Source organism: Mucilaginibacter gossypii (assembly GCF_900100945.1).
Taxonomy (GTDB): Bacteria; Bacteroidota; Bacteroidia; order Sphingobacteriales; family Sphingobacteriaceae; genus Mucilaginibacter; species Mucilaginibacter gossypii.
In genome coordinates this window covers 36,816-55,480 of sequence record NZ_FNCG01000007.1, presented here as the reverse complement: position 1 = coordinate 55,480, position 18,665 = coordinate 36,816, and the positions used below count along the sequence as shown (strand labels likewise).

The 18,665-nt window shown below is 44.9% G+C and carries 21 protein-coding genes; 9 read left to right on the top strand and 12 right to left on the bottom strand.

Going from position 1 to position 18,665, the window contains the following annotated elements:
• Positions 1-25: 25 nt before the first annotated feature.
• From BLS28_RS14735 to BLS28_RS14725, 3 genes are all read left to right on the top strand, one after another.
• Complete coding sequence (locus BLS28_RS14735; protein ID WP_091168521.1) at positions 26-1,033, top strand: SDR family oxidoreductase; 1,008 nt, start codon at positions 26-28, stop codon at positions 1,031-1,033.
• A 10-nt stretch (positions 1,034-1,043) separates the two neighbouring features.
• Positions 1,044-1,553 carry a DUF4142 domain-containing protein gene (locus tag BLS28_RS14730; protein WP_091168520.1) on the top strand — a complete coding sequence of 170 codons (510 nt, stop codon included), beginning with the start codon at positions 1,044-1,046 and terminating at the stop codon, positions 1,551-1,553.
• A 70-nt stretch (positions 1,554-1,623) separates the two neighbouring features.
• Complete coding sequence (locus BLS28_RS14725) at positions 1,624-1,875, top strand: hypothetical protein (protein WP_091168518.1); 252 nt, start codon at positions 1,624-1,626, stop codon at positions 1,873-1,875.
• Between the two features lie 144 nt (positions 1,876-2,019).
• On the opposite strand, the gene BLS28_RS14720 is transcribed toward BLS28_RS14725, so the two are convergent.
• Both BLS28_RS14720 and BLS28_RS31345 read right to left on the bottom strand, forming a co-directional pair.
• The gene (locus BLS28_RS14720; RefSeq protein ID WP_256337434.1) at positions 2,020-2,328 is read right to left on the bottom strand and encodes a PA2169 family four-helix-bundle protein; all 309 of its coding nucleotides are present in this window, start codon (positions 2,326-2,328) and stop codon (positions 2,020-2,022) included.
• Positions 2,279-2,461, bottom strand: a complete 183-nt coding sequence (locus tag BLS28_RS31345; RefSeq protein ID WP_256337433.1) for a ferritin family protein — start codon at positions 2,459-2,461, stop codon at positions 2,279-2,281. The genes BLS28_RS14720 and BLS28_RS31345 overlap by 50 nt, the downstream gene beginning before the upstream one ends.
• Positions 2,462-2,776: 315 nt before the next feature.
• On the opposite strand from BLS28_RS31345, the gene BLS28_RS14715 reads away from it, so the two are divergent.
• The 4 genes from BLS28_RS14715 to BLS28_RS14705 are packed head-to-tail and all read left to right on the top strand — an operon-like array spanning position 2,777 to position 5,323.
• Positions 2,777-3,232, top strand: coding sequence for a low affinity iron permease family protein (locus BLS28_RS14715; protein WP_091168516.1), 456 nt, complete (start codon positions 2,777-2,779; stop codon positions 3,230-3,232).
• The gene (locus tag BLS28_RS14710; protein ID WP_091168512.1) at positions 3,229-4,479 is read left to right on the top strand and encodes a DUF2252 domain-containing protein; all 1,251 of its coding nucleotides are present in this window, start codon (positions 3,229-3,231) and stop codon (positions 4,477-4,479) included. The genes BLS28_RS14715 and BLS28_RS14710 overlap by 4 nt, the downstream gene beginning before the upstream one ends.
• Positions 4,469-4,591 carry a hypothetical protein gene (locus tag BLS28_RS31340; RefSeq protein WP_256337432.1) on the top strand — a complete coding sequence of 41 codons (123 nt, stop codon included), beginning with the start codon at positions 4,469-4,471 and terminating at the stop codon, positions 4,589-4,591. The genes BLS28_RS14710 and BLS28_RS31340 overlap by 11 nt, the downstream gene beginning before the upstream one ends.
• Before the next feature lie 6 nt (positions 4,592-4,597).
• Positions 4,598-5,323, top strand: a complete 726-nt coding sequence (locus BLS28_RS14705; protein WP_091168509.1) for a DUF72 domain-containing protein — start codon at positions 4,598-4,600, stop codon at positions 5,321-5,323.
• A gap of 24 nt (positions 5,324-5,347) precedes the next feature.
• On the opposite strand, the gene BLS28_RS14700 is transcribed toward BLS28_RS14705, so the two are convergent.
• Genes BLS28_RS14700 through BLS28_RS14685 form a run of 4 tightly spaced genes read right to left on the bottom strand, consistent with a single transcriptional unit; the run spans position 5,348 to position 8,231 of the window.
• The gene (locus BLS28_RS14700; protein WP_091168506.1) at positions 5,348-5,827 is read right to left on the bottom strand and encodes a CinA family protein; all 480 of its coding nucleotides are present in this window, start codon (positions 5,825-5,827) and stop codon (positions 5,348-5,350) included.
• Positions 5,828-5,856: 29 nt separating this feature from the next.
• Entirely contained in the window at positions 5,857-6,231 is a 375-nt protein-coding gene (locus BLS28_RS14695) for a SpoIIAA family protein (protein ID WP_091168503.1), read from the bottom strand.
• Positions 6,215-6,709 carry a hypothetical protein gene (locus tag BLS28_RS14690; protein WP_143020770.1) on the bottom strand — a complete coding sequence of 165 codons (495 nt, stop codon included), beginning with the start codon at positions 6,707-6,709 and terminating at the stop codon, positions 6,215-6,217. The genes BLS28_RS14695 and BLS28_RS14690 overlap by 17 nt, the downstream gene beginning before the upstream one ends.
• Positions 6,696-8,231, bottom strand: coding sequence for an FAD-dependent oxidoreductase (locus tag BLS28_RS14685; RefSeq protein ID WP_091168495.1), 1,536 nt, complete (start codon positions 8,229-8,231; stop codon positions 6,696-6,698). Before BLS28_RS14685 ends, BLS28_RS14690 begins: the two co-directional genes overlap by 14 nt.
• Before the next feature lie 271 nt (positions 8,232-8,502).
• Between BLS28_RS14685 and BLS28_RS14680 the strand changes: the two genes are divergently transcribed.
• Complete coding sequence (locus BLS28_RS14680; RefSeq protein WP_091168491.1) at positions 8,503-9,549, top strand: glycoside hydrolase family 130 protein; 1,047 nt, start codon at positions 8,503-8,505, stop codon at positions 9,547-9,549.
• A gap of 145 nt (positions 9,550-9,694) precedes the next feature.
• Here BLS28_RS14680 and BLS28_RS14675 read toward each other — a convergent pair whose 3' ends face one another.
• The 3 genes from BLS28_RS14675 to BLS28_RS14655 form a co-directional block, all read right to left on the bottom strand.
• A complete protein-coding gene (locus tag BLS28_RS14675; RefSeq protein WP_091168487.1) occupies positions 9,695-10,189 on the bottom strand; it encodes a DUF421 domain-containing protein in 495 nt (164 codons plus the stop codon).
• A gap of 134 nt (positions 10,190-10,323) precedes the next feature.
• The gene (locus BLS28_RS14670; protein ID WP_256337431.1) at positions 10,324-12,534 is read right to left on the bottom strand and encodes a glycoside hydrolase family 88 protein; all 2,211 of its coding nucleotides are present in this window, start codon (positions 12,532-12,534) and stop codon (positions 10,324-10,326) included.
• A gap of 742 nt (positions 12,535-13,276) precedes the next feature.
• A complete protein-coding gene (locus BLS28_RS14655) occupies positions 13,277-15,097 on the bottom strand; it encodes an outer membrane beta-barrel family protein (RefSeq protein WP_091168478.1) in 1,821 nt (606 codons plus the stop codon).
• Between the two features lie 286 nt (positions 15,098-15,383).
• Here BLS28_RS14655 and BLS28_RS14650 point away from each other — a divergent pair, with 286 nt between their 5' ends.
• The gene (locus BLS28_RS14650) at positions 15,384-15,821 is read left to right on the top strand and encodes a DinB family protein (protein WP_256337430.1); all 438 of its coding nucleotides are present in this window, start codon (positions 15,384-15,386) and stop codon (positions 15,819-15,821) included.
• 416 nt (positions 15,822-16,237) lie between these two features.
• Here BLS28_RS14650 and BLS28_RS14645 read toward each other — a convergent pair whose 3' ends face one another.
• From BLS28_RS14645 to BLS28_RS14635, 3 genes are read right to left on the bottom strand one after another with little or no spacing between them, the layout of a single operon-like run.
• Positions 16,238-16,558 (bottom strand): hypothetical protein, encoded by a 321-nt coding sequence (locus BLS28_RS14645; protein WP_143020769.1) that lies wholly within the window; start codon positions 16,556-16,558, stop codon positions 16,238-16,240.
• A gap of 13 nt (positions 16,559-16,571) precedes the next feature.
• Complete coding sequence (locus BLS28_RS14640) at positions 16,572-17,879, bottom strand: hypothetical protein (RefSeq protein ID WP_143020768.1); 1,308 nt, start codon at positions 17,877-17,879, stop codon at positions 16,572-16,574.
• 56 nt (positions 17,880-17,935) lie between these two features.
• Entirely contained in the window at positions 17,936-18,535 is a 600-nt protein-coding gene (locus BLS28_RS14635; protein WP_256337429.1) for a Crp/Fnr family transcriptional regulator, read from the bottom strand.
• Positions 18,536-18,665 lie beyond the last annotated feature (130 nt).

Genomic DNA, 18,665 nt, shown 5'->3' with positions numbered 1-18,665 from the left:
CACTTATGAAAAGACAACTGTAATTATGGAAAGTAATGATAAAATGACCCGCAGGCAGGTGATTGCAGGGTTGGGCACCACGCTGGGTGCTGCCGCTGTAGCACCCGTCTTTGCAGCAACAAAATCTTCAATTGATCCGGCTGATAACGCAGTGAAAATCAGCGATCCTACAACCTTATATCCAAAACCGCCTTATAAAAGTCAGCCGCAGCCATGGCCGGGGTTGCAAAGTAAAATGAGTCCTGTGCCGGATTGCGGCGAAACCAGCTACAAAGGATCGGGCAGGTTAATGGGACGAAAGGCACTTATAACAGGCGGCGACTCAGGAATGGGCCGTGCTGCCGCAATTGCATACGCACGTGAAGGTGCGGATGTTGCTATTAATTACTATCCGACTGAAGAACCCGATGCGCGTGAGGTAATCGCCCTAATTAAAAAGGAAGGGAGAAAGGCCATCGCAATTCCGGGTGATCTGCGTGACGAGGCTTTTTGCAAACAACTGGTACAAAAAGCCGTCAGCGAATTAGGTGGCCTGGACATTATTGTGAATAATGCCGGCAGGCAGCAATCCATAAACTCCATTACCGATGTTACCACCGAGGAGTTTGACGCCACCATGAAAACCAATATTTACGCCCCATTCTGGATCATCCGCGAAGCGTTGCCGCATCTGCCGCCAGGTTCGGCAATTATCGGCACAACTTCTGAACAAGCTTATGATCCCTCGCCCGATCTCTATGCCTACGCGCAAACCAAGGCAGCTACCATGAATTATGTAAAATCGCTTGCCAAGCAATTAGGGCCTAAAGGCATCCGTGTAAATGGTGTTGCGCCCGGGCCGGTTTGGACAGCATTACAGATCAGTGGTGGAGCGCAGCCGGAAAAACAACAAATGTTTGGTAGCTGGACAATGTTGGGCAGGCCCGGCCAACCGGCCGAGCTTGCATCTATCTACGTGCAACTTGCCGCATCAGACGCCAGTTTCGCCAGCGGACAGATTTACGGTTCATCAGGAGGGGTAGGGCAACCCTAATTAAATCATTATGAAAAAAATATTTCTCATCATCCTGGCCGCTGGTTCTTCATTAGGGGCCACCGCTCAAATTCCGCAGCCCGATCCCGATACCACGGCTAAACATTTTTTAATTGTAGCGAGTATCGGTAACCTGCAGGAAGCAAACGCAGGTCGATTGGCTGCTCAAAAAGCAAAGCGGCCCGATGTGAAAGCATTCGGGCAAATGATGATTAAAGATCATAGCGATGCCGAGCAAAAACTGATGCAGCTGGCTAAGCAACAAGATATCGGTTTGCCTTCAGCGGCTACAGGCGGCATTGTGCCGGACCCGGCGCTGAAAAATGCCGGTAATAACTTTGACCAGCTATATGTGCATGCTATGGTAAATGGCCATCGAAATACAGTTGAAACGTTTGAAAACTATGCCGTGAACGGTAAAAATCCTGCTGTAAAAGCTTTTGCCGGCCAGATGCTGCCAACATTAAAGGCACATCTCGAACACATTAAAGCTATAGATAAGCAACTTAATTCAAAGTAACAAAAGCTGGATTATTTAATCGATTAACAGATCCTGTTTCGTTAAACAGGCTCTATCAAATTAAAATTCTATGAAAATAACGAATTTGATTGTTGCTGCCTTTGTGGCTGCATTTATCGCTGTAGGATGTAACACATCCGATCAAAAAAAGGAAATAAACGGAACAACAGATACCAGTAGTGTTAACCGTGGCGGCGGGCCCGCCATAGCGGATACCAATACCATAAACCAGGTAAGGGATCAACACAAAAAAGATTCTATAAGCGGGGATACCACATCAAAGGGCAATGTTACACCCGAAGGACAATCGCCTAAAAAATAACCGGTGGTTGATGGTTCTGCTTTCGCAGATTTTGATGAAAAGTTGGCGACTTACAAAGTTTCTTAAATAACAAACATTTTGATTTATTTGGATTCAACTTCGCAAAGTAGCCGCCCCTTTTGGGGCGGCTTTCATAACCGAATTTTAAAGTTTAGCGGTGTCACGCAGAGCTTTTACCTGATCATGCGCCCCGTTGATTTCTGAGGCCTGGTTAGAAACAGTTTCAACCGCATTTGCAGGCAGTCCGCCATCGGCTAATGCATCCAGGTAAGCTTTCCTGATCGCATCTTCACCACGCTTTGCTTCGGATAGAATGCGTTCACGGTCACTGCCGCCAAAAAGTGATTTAACATCTATCCAGGCGCGGTGTAGGGTGCCGCTTACACTGTTTCCTGTCTGAGTATCAGCCGGGTTGCCTACAAGTGCGGCAAGTTCCTGGCCATTGAGCAGCATATCCCTGGAACAGCTCTTTCAGGTCGATGCTTTCAGCTTTGATGTCCGCGATAGCTTTTTCAAAACCGGCTACGCGGTCGTTATTAATTTCGATCAGATCGTTGATTATACCTGTTGCATGGGTAGTTGTCATAAGGTTCTACTTATAGGTAGATTACTTGCGATATTGCTAATATCATGCCGGTAAAAGTTTTGCTGCTGAGTTTTGTGCAACTAAATTATCTTTTTAGGATAATATTTATTTAAAAACTATCTGCTGCGGGCGGTGTTTTGATAGCAGTTAAAGCAGTTCCGCTTATTTATTTGCTAATCTCCTTCAAATCATCCTCTCTATCTGATCAGGGCAACTAAGCAGTGCCCTAACTTCAGATCATTTGGACGGAACAGGAAAGTATAATAAAACAGACCGAACCGCTTGATGAATTACGAAAGGTAATTGAGTTAATAAATGAAACATGAAGTAAACTATTTTGAACGTTTTTCTAATTGGGCTACCACGGCCACCGGCAGTTCGACCGCGTTTATTATCGCCGGTTTAACTATCATGGTTTGGGCATTATCAGGCCCGGTATTTAACTACTCTCAAACCTGGCAGCTCATTATCAACACGGGTACAACCATCATTACGTTCTTGATGGTTTTTCTTATCCAGAAAGCTCAGAATAAAGATTCGAAAGCTGTTCATCTGAAGCTTAATGAATTGCTGGCTTCACATGAAGGTACCAGCAACCGTATGGTAAGTATCGAAAACCTGACAGAGGACGAATTAGACCAGCTGCACAAATTTTATATCCGCCTGACCGAACTTGCGGAGCAGGAGGATGACCTGACTCAAACGCATTCGATAGACGCGGCTCAAAAAAATAACGAAGTAAAATCACAGCGTTATCACAAAAAAACATGAATGAATTAGTAGAAAGATTAACTGCGTTTAACGCTGGGTTATTGCCTGAAAAGGTGCAGCTAAAATATGAAGCGATGGCCGAGAACGCGTTCCGTTTTTTTAGGGGGACATGCCATCTGTTTTATGAAGATCTCGCGGCGGCAGAGCCTTTACCCTTATCGCCACTGGCCTGGATTTGCGGCGACCTCCACATAGAAAATTTTGGTAGCTACAGGGGAGATAACCAACTGGTTTATTTTGATCTGAACGATTTTGATGAAGCCGTTCTTGCACCCGCCAGTTATGAAACGGTAAGGATGGTGTGCAGTATTTTTATCGCTTTTGATCATCTTGATATCGAGCCGGAAAAAGCTTATAAAATGGCAGAGCTGTATATGAAAACGTATTCGGCTATTTTATCTACAGGTAAGGCAATCAGTATCGAACCCCGGACCGCCAAAGGGATTGTTTGTGAGTTTTTAAAAAAGGCGGCCCGGAGTACTGAAAAAGATATCCTGAAAAAACGAACGGTCAGCAAAAAGAAACAGATCATGCTATCGCTTGAAGATGAACGGCATTTTAAGCTTGATAATAAACTTAAGCAGGAATTAAAGGCGCATATTAATGAATGGGTTAGAACAAGTAACGACGGACCGTATCATTATGAAGTGGTCAGCGCGGTTTTTCGTTTGGCTGGTACCGGCAGCGTTGGCGTAAAGCGTTACCTGTTATTGCTTAAAAGCACCAACACTAAAAACAAATACCTGCTGCTTGACATGAAACAAGCCCGTGCATCGTCTGTTGCGCCCTATTTACCCGTGCAACAACTCCGTTGGAACAACGAGGCGGAAAGAGTAATAGGCGTTCAGCGGCGAATGCAGCATGTGCCCGCAGCGTTATTGAGCACAACTGTATTTCGCGGCGATTCATTTATAATCCAGGAGCTGCAACCGGTAAAGGATACGCTTAAGTTTAAATTATTGCGCGATGATTACCGCGACATGTACCAGGTGATTGATGATATGGCGGCGCTAACGGCTTCTGCTCAATTACGGAGCGGTGGAATTCAGGGTTCCGGTATCATTGATGATCTGATGGCTTTTGGAATTGATCAGGGATGGCAGGCGGCCGTAATTAACTACGCTAAGGATTATGCTGATAAAGTTAAAACTTATTACCGGCAATTTAAGAGGGGATACAGCGAAGGCCAGTATAACACGGATACATCCCTAAACAAAAAACACCAAATCCTGCAGTATGAAAATTAAAATTATCCTGTTACTTATTATCAGCCTGGCCATATCGGGTAGCTGGCTTATTAAACAGCGCCCGGCACCAGCAGTTAAAGCAGCTACCGTTTGCAGTTCATCCTCAAAATAAAAGTATATGGAATGGCATGTTGGATGTTCAGGATTTCATTATAAGCATTGGAAAGGTACATTTTATCCCGAAGGGCTGCCTCAAAGGCGCTGGTTTGAATACTATGCAAGTCAGTTCAAAACCCTTGAGTTGAATGTTACCTTTTATCGTTTTCCACAATTATCCACCCTGCAAAAATGGTACAGTGACGCTCCTGCTGATTTTCGTTTTTCGGTTAAAGCGCCCAAGGCCATAACTCATTTTAAACAGTTTCACGGCACTGCCGAGATGCTAACCAGTTTTTATCAAACTATTAAGGGTGGTTTGCAGGAAAAGCTGGGGCCTGTCCTTTTTCAGTTTCCGCCGCGGTTTCATTACGATGAGGAAAGATTGGCCCGCGTAATTTTGCAGCTCGATCCGGCATTTGATAACGTATTGGAGTTTAGGCACCCTGGCTGGTGGCGCGATGATGTTTTTGAGCAATTACGGCAACGCGGCATATCATTTTGCGGCATGAGCCACCCTGATCTTCCTGATGAGCCAATTGTGACCGGACCTGTAGCATATTACCGTTTTCATGGCGTGCCGGAACTGTACCGGTCTGCATACAGCGACGAAACATTACAGGGTTTTGTAAGTAAGACAGAGAAGTTAAAGCCTGACAATGTATGGTGTTATTTCAATAATGATGCAGCGGTTGCCGCTATTCCCAACGCTAAAAGCTTAATTGGTTTTAGTGAGACTGTGCAATGAAAAAATTAAGGCGTTTGCCCTAAATCATTTATTTAATTCATTAATTAACATATCGGCAGCGGCATTGATAGTTTGATGGATGATATCTTCGCACGAGCCATTAAATACCCTCCTGAAACTTGCTTCGCGGCCATTGATGATCGCGAACACGAACATTGTTCCCACCGGTTTCTCCGCTGTTTCACTGCCGCCGGGCGTAGTAAGGCCTGTAACAGTTACCTGGATATCTGAAGGGATCAGATTTGCCAGGCGGTGGGCCATTTCGCGGGTAACTTCCATTGATTCGGGTGTGAACCGCTTGATCAATTCGCGCGGCACACCCAGCAATGAAACCTTCAAATCAGCATCATAACAGGTAATGCCACCTTTCAGCACCTTTCCCGATTCTTCGGTCAGCGCAAACTCAGAGCATAGCCATCCTGCTGTCGCGCTTTCTGCAAAGGCAACGGAAAGGCCTTTCTCAGCCATAATTTTACTGCAATGCTGGATTTTTTCTTCTGCCATAATTTATACCGGATTAAAGAGTCAAAACGTTATTGCTCACCATCGCCGCTCACCCATACTATGGCTTCAGATAATTCATCGTGCGTAAACCCACGGGATTTTCCAGGGATCAAAAACTTGAATAAGTCTGTAAACCATTCCACGCCCTTTTGTTCAGATACCACGGCTATCCGGTTCCATTTAGTGAAGTTTTTGAGGCCGAGCTTCAGGTCGTTCCACCAGGCCGCAAGAGTGAAATTTTGTACATTGGTATCCAATACCAGCAGGTAATTGATCTCTCCTTCGCGTTCGGCCAATTGATCTATCGCGGGCAGAAGCACATTTTCCATGTCTGCACGGGTTACTTCGCCCGAGGCACGTACGCCAACCACGTTGGCTGGCAAATGATTAATGAGTTGCAGCATGATTTTCTTTTTTTAAGGCATTGTGTTGTTGCCTGTTGTTATGTATGATATGGTAACCAATACCTGCAAATACCGCGAACACCACATGAGCCGGTACCAATTGCAGGTAATATTTATTGAAATTTAAAGCAGGTGGGAGAGGATGCATTTTAAAGGTGGCTTTCCAAACGGCTACCGCGATCAACCCGCTTAGGCCACCAAGCCACAAATTGTTGATAAAGTCGGGTTTTAGTTTACCACTACGCCACAGCTCTACATAAACAACAGCGAAAAGTAAGCCGACTTTGTAATGCCCCAGCCAGCCCAGCGCCTCCCGTTGTTGTTCGTTCAGTTTAGGCAGCAATCTGCCGGCTAATTGCCCAAGCCTTTCAGGTTCACTAAAGTTTTCGCTATCAGCTACAGAAACCAGGTAGCTGAACAGCGTCATGAAAGTTGTACCGGTTATGCCGGCGGTTAATACTTCTTTAGCTTTCATCATCGGTAATAGTTTGCAGTTTTTTTGTAGCCGGACCGGTAAGTACATTGCCGTCAATATCATATCGTGCGCCATGACATGGGCAATCCCAGCTTTTTTCTTCACTGTTCCAGCCAACTATACAAGCGGCATGGGTACAAATGGGGTTCAGGGCGTGGATCACACCGTCATTGTCGCGGTAGGCAGCTATCTTTTTTCCGTCCACCTCAACCAACTTCCCGGTGCCGGGGCTTAGGCGCTTTAACGAATCTGTTTCCTTGATCTTAAAACGGTCGGCTATAAAATGATACGCCACGTCAGCATTTTCCTTGACAAACTCGTTAAAGCTATCTACCGGCTTCACCCGGCCGGGACTGAACAATTTTTCATAACGGCTTCCTTTGCCGCTTATCAGATCGGCTAATATTTTGCCTGCCACACTGCCCAGCATCATGCCGTTGCCATTGTAACCCGTTGCGCAGTAAATTCCATCGGCTGCCATTGGCATTTGGCCTATATAAGGCAAACCATCCACAGGTACGTAGTATTGGCTGGACCAGCGATATTTTACCGATGATACGTTGTAATATTTCCGGGTGTATTTTTCAAGCCCGGCAAATGCCTTTTCCGGATCTTCGTGGCCCGTTTTATGATCAAGTCCACCGATGATTAACAGCTGTTCACCATCTATTTCATGGCTTCGCACATAATGATAAGGCTCCTGGCAATCGTACAGGAGGGCATCCGGATATTTACCGCTCTTTAGTTTTACGCCTAAAACGTAGCTTCGATAGGGGGCACATTCAAAATTAAATACATTGATATTTGGCGGCAGGTGTGTAGCATAAACAATTGCTTTTGCCCTGAAAATATTTTCGCCGAAGTGTGCCTCATGAGTACCATTTTCGGTGTTGATATTTTCAATCAGCGTGTGTTCATAAATAGTACCGCCGGCATTAAGATATGCTTCCTTTAACCCCTCCAGATATTTTATTGGGTGAAACTGCGCCTGCCCTTCAAAAACCAACGCTTTTTGAAACGTAACGGGCGTTGGCACTTCCGTTGCATAATCAACAGGTACGTTCACTTTTACAGCACCGTTATAGATATCATCCAGTTGTTTAACCTCATCTTCATTTTCGGCGTACAGGTAACCGGCTTTAAGCTCGTAATCGCAATTAATCTTAAACTTTTCAGTATTGGTTTTAATCAGTTCAGCCCCTTCATTTATCGCGGCCGCAAATAACCTTGCACCTTCTTCGCCAAATGCGCTTTCGGCTTCGCTATAGGTAGTATCCGCAAAGGTGTTAATGTGAGCACTGGTTCCACCTGTTGTGCCAAAACCGATAGTATGTGCTTCGGCAATAGCAGTTTGCTTACCAGCCAGTTGTAATTGTAACGCTGTTGTTAACCCGGTGATTCCACCGCCAATAATGAGGCAGTCAAAAATCTTATCGGTTAAATTGGCAGTAATAGTTATTTTATCATGCTGCTGTTGCCAGGGACTGCTAAGAGCGCCATCACGAGGGTTGATATTTAATTTCATAACTTCATAAATGTGTTACTTACAATACAACCAAAGCTTAAGCATGTTTTTTTAAGATTAATAAAATTTCGTAATAATATATTTAGCTATGGGTTATTTTCAAGCATTGATATGAAACCGAAATGGAATGCTTTTTCATGGCGTTCATGATATTCGCCAAGGCTCATGTGAGTTTCATTTTTCAACTCATTGACCAGTTACTAAATTGATCTTATCAGCAGGAGGTTTGCTGTTTTTAAAACAGGGGAGGTGTTCGCGTTGTTGCAGATGTATGAAAGATATCGCGCAACGTTTTCCGGAAAACCCGTTGCTTTTACCAAAAGATTTAAAACCAAGCAGCGAAGGGTTACAGATCATAAGCTTGCTTAATCCTGGCGTTTTTGTTTTTAATGATAAGATATGGTTGCTTGTACGCGTTGCGGAGGGCGCGGCGCAAAAAGAAGGTTCTGTTTTCTTTCCGGCTTTGAACGCGACAGGGAATGTTGAAATCGTTGAAGTTCCGCTGAACGACCCGGACCTTATTGCCACCGATGCGCGGGTAATCAGCTACAAAGGTTTGGATTACCTTACTACAATCTCACATCTGCGTTTACTGGCGAGCGAAGATGGAGTGCACTTTCATGAGCAAGCAGATTTTCCCGGCATTTTTGGTCATGGCTATCTTGAACGGTTTGGAATAGAAGATTGCAGGGTTGCAAAACTTGACGATACTTATCATTTAACGTATACCGCAGTATCAGATAATGGGGTGGGGGTGGGTTTACAAAAAACAACGGACTGGCAGGAGTTTGAACACGCTGGCATGATCCTTCCGCCTCACAATAAAGACTGCGCCATATTTGAAGAAAAGATTAATGGTAAATACTATTGCCTGCACAGGCCAAGCAGCAAGGAGATTGGCGGGAATTACATCTGGCTGGCCGAGTCGCCGGACGGCAAGCATTGGGGAAATCACCAGTGTATTATCAAAACCCGTACTGGTTTATGGGACAACGCGCGTGTTGGAGCGGGTGCTTTACCGATCCGGACTACCGCGGGATGGCTGGAGATATATCATGGCGCAAACCAGGAACATCAATATTGCCTTGGTGCGTTTTTGATGGATATTAACGATCCATCAAAAGTGTTAGCCCGCACCGTTGACCCTATTATGGTGCCAATTGAACCTTATGAACTTAGCGGCTTTTTTGGATATGTTGTTTTTACCAACGGGCACGTGGTTGAAGGAGACAAGCTCACTGTATATTATGGCGCAGCAGATGAATTTGTATGTGGAGCGCACTTTTCAATTACCGAAATTCTAAGTCTGCTTCGCTAATTGGAATCATATTATAATAAAATAAGCCATCCGTAAGGTTGGCCTGTGTTAATGGTTAACAATTCGGTTTTTGAGGCAGCGGCCTCATTTGATTATCTTTTTTGTTTGTGTTTCAGACATGACGTTTGATTAGTTTGATGGTAGATTAATTTTCCTGCTTTTTAACGGAACTGATCTCACCGTTCCGCTCCATGTAGATCTTATCTATATTATTTAGTTCTTCGGTAAGTGCAGATCGTCGCACGCCTTGCATCACATCTTCATGGCATACCAAGCCCCGTTTCATAGCGTCGTGATGGAACTTTCCGTGTTCAAAAAGGAGCAGTTTATCGCCCTCGATAAACCTGCTAAAAGATTTATTACGCGCCGCCAACCACCCGATTGCCCGGTGCAAAAAAACGATCACGAAACAGCAAACCACCACTGGTATAAATGCAGAGGCGCCTACTATGGCCCGGCTCATCACTGCACCAAGCGATATTGAAATAATATTATCCAAAGGCATCCGCAATCCGAATGAACGCCTGCCCGAAATACGAATCAGCACGAGCGCGATCAGGAACATGACTATCCCCCGGTCACTCATCTGCAAAGCGTTGAGGTCCTTACCCTCACCGAATAATTTAATTAGAATGTCCATTTTCAATAATTTAATCCCGACCTAACTGTCAACCCGCGTTGTCTAATATTACATCATTAAGTACTGGGGTATAGCTACAATTTTTTGTAAGTATTTAATCTAATAATCTTGATTCCCAAGTTTATGATCCGGGATTAACGCCAGTCAATACGTACCTCCGCATTCCCTGGTAATTCAAACTCGAGGTCGCCGCCCTCTGCATGTTTGCCCTTAAGCTGCGTTTTGCCTCCGGTTGTTACCGTTATTTCCGGTAGTTTGGCATGGCCGCTTTTTACGATCATCAGCCGGCAAATCATCCTGCTATCGCCTGCGAGGCGAAAAGTTGCTGGGCGGTGTTTTGTAGGCGAGAAACCATAAGTAGGGTAGTCTGTGTAAATCATAAATCCCGCTTCTTCAACCTGCATGTAATGCCTTGGCAGGATCCCAAACGCATTACCTGCTCCATATACTTCCTGCCCAACCGCACCAGACTTTTCCCAGCCGTCGTGCAAGTCTTCCAACGCGATCCATAAATTATGATCAACTTCTCCTGTTTTAACCTCATCGGATAACATTTCTTTCGGCAGCATGGTAGGGTAATAATAAACCGCCCGTTCTACCAAAAAACGGATGTACTCTGCCAATAACAGCCTAACCGAGGGTGCAATATCTAAACCTTCAGCATGATGTAGGTAATCATGAAATGCGCAAAATACCTCTTGTTCTTCGTAAACCGCCGTATAAGGAGCATCGCTTAAAGGAAACAAAGCGAAAAATGTAGGGAAGTTTTTGCCGTAACCGTAATTGCAATCCCACAACTGAGTATTTACAAATACGTTGGCCAATGCAAGATAACTCAGTTCCAGATATATTTGTTTTTTTGTAATCTTAAATAGCCGTAGTAACGCCCCCGCGGAAAATGCGGTGTTATTTGCCTGATAAAACATTTTGAAGCCAAGTCCTTTTAGTTTTAAAGCGGCTTTTTCCGCTTCGGCCAGGTAACGTTTTTCGCCTGTTAACTCCCAAGCCTGGAGCAAAACGTGCGCATATAAACCGGGTACGTCTTTTTCGCCTCCGGCACCGGGTTGTGTTTCGGCCTTAACAATTTCAAGCGTGTCCATTTTATAAAATACAGGCCACTGGTAATCAAAATGGCGGGCTACTTTAATAGCAAATTCCAGCGAATCCAAAAAAAGCTTTTTGGCTTCTGTATCACCCTTCAGTGCCATCCGTGAAAGGTTAAGCAGGGGATGCTGCAGGTACCAGGAGTCCATCACCAGCGGCTTTTTATGTTCTTCTTCGCCCTGCAGCCTGTCGGCCGCTTTAGGGTGCCAGCGCATGATAGTGCCATATTTTTCATTATAAAATGCCGGCAGGCCCTCTTTTATCTTTTTCATAACGTCCAACTCCACATTGTGCCATTCCACATAATCAAGCAGCGGGAGCAATACCGCTAACTGTACCATGATCTCCGGCGGGGTATCATAATCACTTACATAAGCGTTAAAATAATGGTTGCCACCCAACTGTGACCAGCAACCTGGACTATCCTGCAGGTCATACAGGCCTTTTTGTAAAATTTCGGGCCAGTTCTGGTAGTGTGTGTCTGGTTTTGGCAGGGCAAGATAAATTCCGGCCAGCATATCGAGGTATTGCCTGATCATAGCCGGCTCATCCGGTGGTATCTCTGCCGAAAGCATCACATAAGCATCACTGATCACGTAAGATTTACCTTGTTGCAGTGGCTTTTGTTTGGTCGTGGGTGGCAGTGCAAAACCAATCTCGGGCCATTCGCCGCCCACCGTATTTCCTGCCGATGTTTCAGTATCCTGGTTGTAATCTGAAAGTGAGGTTAGGTTTTGGAAATAAAATACAGCACCGGCTTCCGGGCGGGTAACATGAAAGTAAAGTTGTCCGCAACGCGTACCCACCTGGTTAACCCTAATATCGCCCAAGGCCAAAACATCACTGCGCTTTGCACCCAGGGGCGCGATATCACGCGGCCAATAGGGCAGGAGCAATGGGGCGGCTGGAACCAGTGTTGTCGTCCAGTGTAGGGGTGAACCTTCTTGTTCGGGCAACTTTAGCTCTACATGTTGTGCGCCAATTAGTGATCCAATCTCAACTTTTATGTTCCGGCCGGAAATGTTCGCTTTTTTGATATTCAACTGATCTCCGGGGGAATAAGCCAGCCGGAAAGCTATTGTGTTACCTAAAGGCCACGCCACTATCAGCCAAAGAGCATCGCCCTGATTGATGATGCTGAAATGATAACCGTTTTGTTCTTTCTTCAGAATAACCGGAAGGTCATAATGCATAAGCGCCGCGTTGGCATTAAGCAGCCAGGGTGAAATTGCCTTTATCATTTTGTCCAATACGTTTTGACTTTTTTAATTGGTAAACAAAGTGATCAAGCAGATCAGATTGTGTTTTGTAAACTTGCGTTGTTGGTTGTTTGTTTTTAAATTTTATTTATAAGTTATTTTTTTAATTATAAAACAGGTTTATCGCTCTTAGTGATAATCAAAGCAAATCGTTCGGTTTTTAATTTTGACAGGTTTTGAAAAAGATAGAGATCATTGCCAAAAGCATCTTTATAATTTAAATAAAAAACTATGATCTTTCGCCTTGAAGCTTTTACTTTAATTTGATAGACAAGGGGAAGCTTTTCAAAATTCTTAAATTTTGTTAGCAAGTGAACTAAATTTATTGAGTTCGAACCCATAAAAAAAGTTGCCAATAAGATTGACAACCTGCCTAAAAAAGTGATCCCTACTGTACAAATCTCCAACTATTTTCTTGCTGATTTGCGTTTTTTCGCAGATTTCGACCAGTAGAATTTTAATAATACCTATCGACACCCAGCGCCCCGCCAAAGAATTAGATTATTAAACTTTATTTTAAATCATCACTGATATCGAACTTGATTGTGTTACTCAATTATTATTTTACCATTTATAACTTTTTGATAATTAATGCCGATTGAATTTCTGGGTGCTAAAATATATCCTTTGTTGACGGCTCGATTAAATCATCCATAAGTACATCAAATTTTGAGTAACGAATGACCTATTAAGCGATACGGTTACAACAAAATGTTTTAACGTCTTAATTCTTAATCCGTCCCTGTTCTTCATCAGCACCGGTATCGCTAGGTTTGCGTTGGTTACTAATTTTTTTAACAAAACGGATGCTTAGGGATAGCAGCACTGCGCGCGAATCACTTAGGGTACGGAAACTGGCCTCGGTTAATTGCAGGTTATTGATGGCGCCCCGGTTTATATTGGTGCGGAGTATATCACTCACACTTAGCTTCACCGTGGCCTGCGATGAAATCTTTTTGGAAATCCCGGCATTGAGCCTGCCTTTACTGCCAATAACAAACTGGTTGCTGGTTTGCCTGCTCTGAAAATTTCCATCCCACTGCATGTTCCAGTCGTGCCCCAGCTTAAATTGTAACAGGCCCTGCAGGTAAACTGATGTACCTTTGGCATTTAACAAACCCGTATAAAATTCACTTATCGAATGTACATGCGCCAGTTGCGCGTTTAGCTGAAAGTTAAACCATTTCGCGGGTTCAAAACCGCTGTTCAGCGCAATGGCAATTGTTTTTATCCTGCCGATGTTTGCAGGTTTGCTGTAATAAATGCCATCAATTATCTGTATCGTTTCGTTACCATCATCTTTGGTATCGCTATAGCTAAACGTAGCGCCAACCAGGTTTTTAAATAAATAGCCTAATTCTACTTTATCAGATAGTGATGGTTTCAGGTAGGGGTTGCCCACGTAGTAGGTAAACTTATCAATCTGGATAATAAACGGGTTCAGGTCCTGGTAGTAGGGGCGGTCAATTCGTCGCCCGTAGTTTAGCTTTATTTGGTTATCACCTAAACTATCCAGCTTATACAGCATAAAAATGGTGGGGAAAACATTAATATAATTCCGCTTAAATGAGGAGTCGGCCTTCATCGCGTTGCCTAATTGGGAGCCGGAAGAAATCGTATTTTCAACACGGATACCGGCCTGTATGCTCAAGCGCTTAAAGTCTTTATTGATATTGATGTATCCCGCGTTGATGTTTTCCCTGTAATCAAAATTGTTGGTCCGGTTATAGTCGGGTATCGTCATATTATTTATCACATTGAAATAGTTGGCTACATTACCGGTTTGGGTGTAGCTTGCTTTTAAGCCGGCTTCCAGTTTCCAGTCTTTTTTTAAGGGCTGGCTATAGTCCGTTTTGGCGGCGTATATTTTTATTTGCGATGGCAAAGCGCCAACAGAATGATCGTAAGATGTCAATTTGCCGGTGGGAGAGTAATTATAGTTGTTAAAATCCTGGTTGGTGTTTGTGCTGTAGCCCAGGTAATCTAAATTGGCCGAGATCTCCGACCCCGTCTTTTTTAATTGATGCCGGTAATTAACATTTATTCCACCATTTTTAAAAATGCCTTTCTCCGCATTGTTTGATAACAGGGAGGAGTCGATGCTGCCCACCGCGTTTTTTAAAGTACCGCGGCCGGAATTCTGCGTTTCTGGGTAGCGCAGTAGGCCAGTAAATACTATCCCAAGCGTAGTTTTTTCCGATGCGAAAAAATCAGCGCCCAGGGTTGAACTAAACCCATACCCAAGCCTGCTGATGTACGAATTTTGGTTAAAAACGCCGCTGGTGGTACCGTCGGCCAAAAAGTACCGGCGATAAATGTCGACATCGTTGTAGCTGTTTCGTTTGATGTAGCCAAGAGTGCCAAAAATATTCAGGTTATTATTGCGATAATTAAAGTCGGCGCTGTTGTTTGACGTGATGTTTTTTGCCTGCCGCGCCGCGAGGTTAAGCCCCATATTAAAACCCTTTATTTTGCGCTTTTTTGTTTTAATGTTGATGACGCCTGCATTGCCGGCGGCGTCATATTTTGCCGGCGGGTTGGTCATGATCTCCACTTTATCTAACGTTGATGAAGGTAACGATCTTAAATAATTCTGCAGATCGGAACCCGAGAGGTAAGTAGGTTTACTTTTTTTTGGGATTGAATAATTATGGATAACCGACTCTGCCTCTTGAGATAATCACTATATGGAGCGATAGAATGACAGATCATGCATCGCATCCCCCGATCACCACATTCATACGCCAGAGAACCCGATAAGCTGCAATCCCGCTTGTTGACACCGGCTGCTATCGCTACCTTGTAAAAAAATAAATATGCTTACCGATATTTTGCAATCGCTCTTATGCCGCGACCTGAATAAACTGAAAGAAGAATTGGAACTTTACCGGGATGAAGCCAACATCTGGCATATAGACGGCAGCATTCTGAATTCAGCGGGCAACCTGTGCCTGCATCTGGTTGGCAACCTCAATACTTATATCGGCGCAATTCTCGGCGACTCCGGCTACGTCCGTAACCGACCGGAAGAGTTTTCATTGAAATATATACCCAGAAACGAACTTGTTCGTAAGATTGAGCAAACGATTGCCGTTATCGAGGCAACACTACCGCGTGTCACTGACGCTCAAATGCAGAGCGAATACCCACTGGAAATAAACGGTGGTAAACAAACTACCGGGTATTTTCTTGTTCACCTCGCTACGCACCTCAGCTATCACCTGGGGCAGGTCAATTATCACAGGCGGCTTCTTGACCGGGAAGAATAATACGTAGTAAATAAGTCAGAACAATTTCGCTTCCCCGCTGCGTTTTCGATATCTCGCGGGAACTTAGCTTGAAGTTTGACTTTGCTTTCCCATGGCCTGTACTTTTCAATGTGGGGTTGGTATTTAGTGTGTGAAGGTGACCTGATGGGCAGCGCTTCTTTCAGTAAGGCCTCCGCCAGCTGCCGCCGCGCGCGGTATAAACAATGCCCGGCCTGAACGTGGCCGGTGAAGCGGATTAAGCGAAATCACCAACCAGCACCGGCATTCCGGTCAGCCGCCCGGCGTATGGAGATATGCAATACTGGCCTCAAGAATTGCGTCGTCTTCGCTATCCTCATTAAATAGTACCTGACGGAGAGGCAGGATATGTCCTATTACCATTTGCATAACACTTGGTGAAACAGCTACTTTTTATACTATTTGTTAGTTTTTTCTTTATAAGGCAGGCGGTAGCGTTCGCTGAACAGCATTTGGGCCCATTCCCAGAAACGCCAGGGCTTGATGGTAAAGCTGCGGTAAAGCCGGTTGTCGCCCTGGTCTTTTTCGGGGTGTTTACATAGAAACGCACCATAATTAATTAAACAACTTTTGAAAGAATTGCCTTTTCCAGATTCTTCTGAATAAGTAAACGAAGAATCGAAATTCTGGTATTCATAATTTTCTTGAAGGAAGAAATTGAAGATCGGTAAATTGCTGATCAACACGGCTGCTACGATGGTAATTAATGCTTTTTTCATTTCAACTCTTTGTTTAATTACAAGGTCCATGACTTAAAGGGATATTTCCACCTGTTGTATTGACATTTGGATCGCCTTTTAGTTTTTCGATGCTGTCGCCCAGCGCCCCTGGTGCAAGCACGGGGCTTGAAGGGTACAGCGGAGAGTAGGTAAAGGGATCAGGCAGCTTGATGCTGCCGGCGAGGCAGGCACTGTTAACAAAATTGGTACAATTGAAATCGGTAATATCGTATACAGTTGGCGGGTTGCTGATGTAATTAACGATCTTATTGAAATTTTCAGCGGTTACCTGGTAGGAGATGCTGACGTTGTACTCCAGGTCGCCGCCGTTATCCACCAGTTTGGAAGGGGCATGCATTTTGTTAAAACCGGTCGCGTCCGGGTAGTAACCAACGGTTTGGGTTATGCTGGTATTCCCATTAGTCTTGGTGAGGCTGATGGCCGTATGACCTACGCTGTTGGGGCCGATATTGAAGGTGGTTCCCGGCCAGGGCTCCTGCACATAAATGGTTATGGTCATGCTTGCGCCGTTTTCGGGGATATTCTGAAAGCATTTCATGTAGTCTTTAGGGTTGATGCCGCTTTTGTTTTCACCGGGGAGGTTGGACACCTCCGGGGCGGGCGCAGGGCCGGCTCCTCCTCCTGCCGGCGAAGCATCGCCGGGGCTACCGCCGGAAAACCCGCTGTTGTCACTGCCGCCGCCGTCACTTCCAAGGTCTACGTAGGAAGTGGCACAGACCTGTTCGGAATAGATAACGGCGTTTCCGTCGCCGTCGACATAGTTATTATCGACCCAGGCGCATTCGGTAATTGGTGCCAGCATGTCGGCTTGAATTGGCTTTGGCTTTCCTGTGGCGGGTTTGATCTGCCCGATCTGTTTGCCGTTCAGATACGTTTTACCGTATAGAAAATGATAGTCCTGGTCATAAACAAATGTCCTCCCTGTAAAACCGGTGTTGGGATCCTGCCGTTTTCGCTGGAGGTAAATCGCGTCGGGTATGGTTTCCAGTATCCGGGTATTGATCTTATTATTGGTGTCCCGGTAAAATAACAATTGGCGGTAGCCAAGGCCGAGGGACTGGAAGCGGGGCCTCCCGCTTATGCCGACGAGCCAGTAGGGGCTGGTATTTCCGGAAATGTAAGTGGCTTTGTCCCAGGCAATGTTATTGATGGTGTCGCTCTTATAATATGCTTTGACCTGGTCAAGGCTAAGCGCTGTTCCGGGAGCTGATCCTGATGGTGGGGATGCTTTCTGCTGTTCTTTCCGGCAACCGAGCACAAGTACCGGTACGAGGAGGGCATACATGATCTTTCTTTTCATAGTGGTGGTTTTGATACAAAACTGGTTGATTCCGGAATGAGATTATTTGATTTAAATCAAATTTCTCTCCTGGCGCGGATCCGGCTAAGGGTCTCGAGCGTGATGCCGAGAAAGGAGGCGATCTGGCCCAAAGAGGCGTGCTGGGTGATATCGGGCTGTTTTTGCAGCAGCAGTTTATAGCGTTCGGCCGGTTGTTTGTTACGCAGTAAAATGGCGCGCTCCTCGGCCATGATGTAATACTTTTCGGTGACGAGCCGGCCATGGAAATTATATTCGGGGAACTCGGCATAAATGATCTGCAGCTGGTCCCAGGTCATCGACAAAAGCGTGGAATCTTCGAGGAGCTCGATATACTCGGCAGCGGGTTGCTGGGTATAGAAGCTATAAACCGAGATCATGAGGTCATATTTGCTCATGAACCAGGTCGTATGTTCCCGACCTTCGCGGTCCAGGTGATAGGCGCGGGCGGAACCATCGGCGATAAAATAGATCCGCCGGGAAATCTCGCCTTCCCGCAGGAGCAGGTGTTTTTTCTTGTACTGCCTGGTGATGATAAAATCTTCAAACCGATTCCGCAGCGCACCCGATAAGGGCGCGATCATGGTCAGGATCTGGAAAAGCATGTCAAGTGCTGTCGACTGGTTAATATTATCCATAATAATTTGATTAAGATCAAACCGTCGGATATTATAGAATTTAGCCTTTGGTTAACAGATAATAAGCTAAAGTTAATAAATATATTTTTTTAATAAATAATTATTATAAAAATAAGTAAAATGATACGGT

Coding starts and splice junctions, on each gene's coding strand:
- BLS28_RS14735 (WP_091168521.1), top strand. CDS start 26: ATGGAAAGTAATGATAAAATGACCCGCAGGCAGGTGATTGCAGGGTTG.
- BLS28_RS14730 (WP_091168520.1), top strand. CDS start 1,044: ATGAAAAAAATATTTCTCATCATCCTGGCCGCTGGTTCTTCATTAGGG.
- BLS28_RS14725 (WP_091168518.1), top strand. CDS start 1,624: ATGAAAATAACGAATTTGATTGTTGCTGCCTTTGTGGCTGCATTTATC.
- BLS28_RS14720 (WP_256337434.1), bottom strand. CDS start 2,328: ATGCTGCTCAATGGCCAGGAACTTGCCGCACTTGTAGGCAACCCGGCT.
- BLS28_RS31345 (WP_256337433.1), bottom strand. CDS start 2,461: ATGACAACTACCCATGCAACAGGTATAATCAACGATCTGATCGAAATT.
- BLS28_RS14715 (WP_091168516.1), top strand. CDS start 2,777: ATGAAACATGAAGTAAACTATTTTGAACGTTTTTCTAATTGGGCTACC.
- BLS28_RS14710 (WP_091168512.1), top strand. CDS start 3,229: ATGAATGAATTAGTAGAAAGATTAACTGCGTTTAACGCTGGGTTATTG.
- BLS28_RS31340 (WP_256337432.1), top strand. CDS start 4,469: ATGAAAATTAAAATTATCCTGTTACTTATTATCAGCCTGGCCATATCG.
- BLS28_RS14705 (WP_091168509.1), top strand. CDS start 4,598: ATGGAATGGCATGTTGGATGTTCAGGATTTCATTATAAGCATTGGAAA.
- BLS28_RS14700 (WP_091168506.1), bottom strand. CDS start 5,827: ATGGCAGAAGAAAAAATCCAGCATTGCAGTAAAATTATGGCTGAGAAA.
- BLS28_RS14695 (WP_091168503.1), bottom strand. CDS start 6,231: ATGCTGCAACTCATTAATCATTTGCCAGCCAACGTGGTTGGCGTACGT.
- BLS28_RS14690 (WP_143020770.1), bottom strand. CDS start 6,709: ATGATGAAAGCTAAAGAAGTATTAACCGCCGGCATAACCGGTACAACT.
- BLS28_RS14685 (WP_091168495.1), bottom strand. CDS start 8,231: ATGAAATTAAATATCAACCCTCGTGATGGCGCTCTTAGCAGTCCCTGG.
- BLS28_RS14680 (WP_091168491.1), top strand. CDS start 8,503: ATGAAAGATATCGCGCAACGTTTTCCGGAAAACCCGTTGCTTTTACCA.
- BLS28_RS14675 (WP_091168487.1), bottom strand. CDS start 10,189: ATGGACATTCTAATTAAATTATTCGGTGAGGGTAAGGACCTCAACGCT.
- BLS28_RS14670 (WP_256337431.1), bottom strand. CDS start 12,534: ATGATAAAGGCAATTTCACCCTGGCTGCTTAATGCCAACGCGGCGCTT.
- BLS28_RS14655 (WP_091168478.1), bottom strand. CDS start 15,097: ATGACCAACCCGCCGGCAAAATATGACGCCGCCGGCAATGCAGGCGTC.
- BLS28_RS14645 (WP_143020769.1), bottom strand. CDS start 16,558: ATGAAAAAAGCATTAATTACCATCGTAGCAGCCGTGTTGATCAGCAAT.
- BLS28_RS14640 (WP_143020768.1), bottom strand. CDS start 17,879: ATGAAAAGAAAGATCATGTATGCCCTCCTCGTACCGGTACTTGTGCTC.
- BLS28_RS14635 (WP_256337429.1), bottom strand. CDS start 18,535: ATGGATAATATTAACCAGTCGACAGCACTTGACATGCTTTTCCAGATC.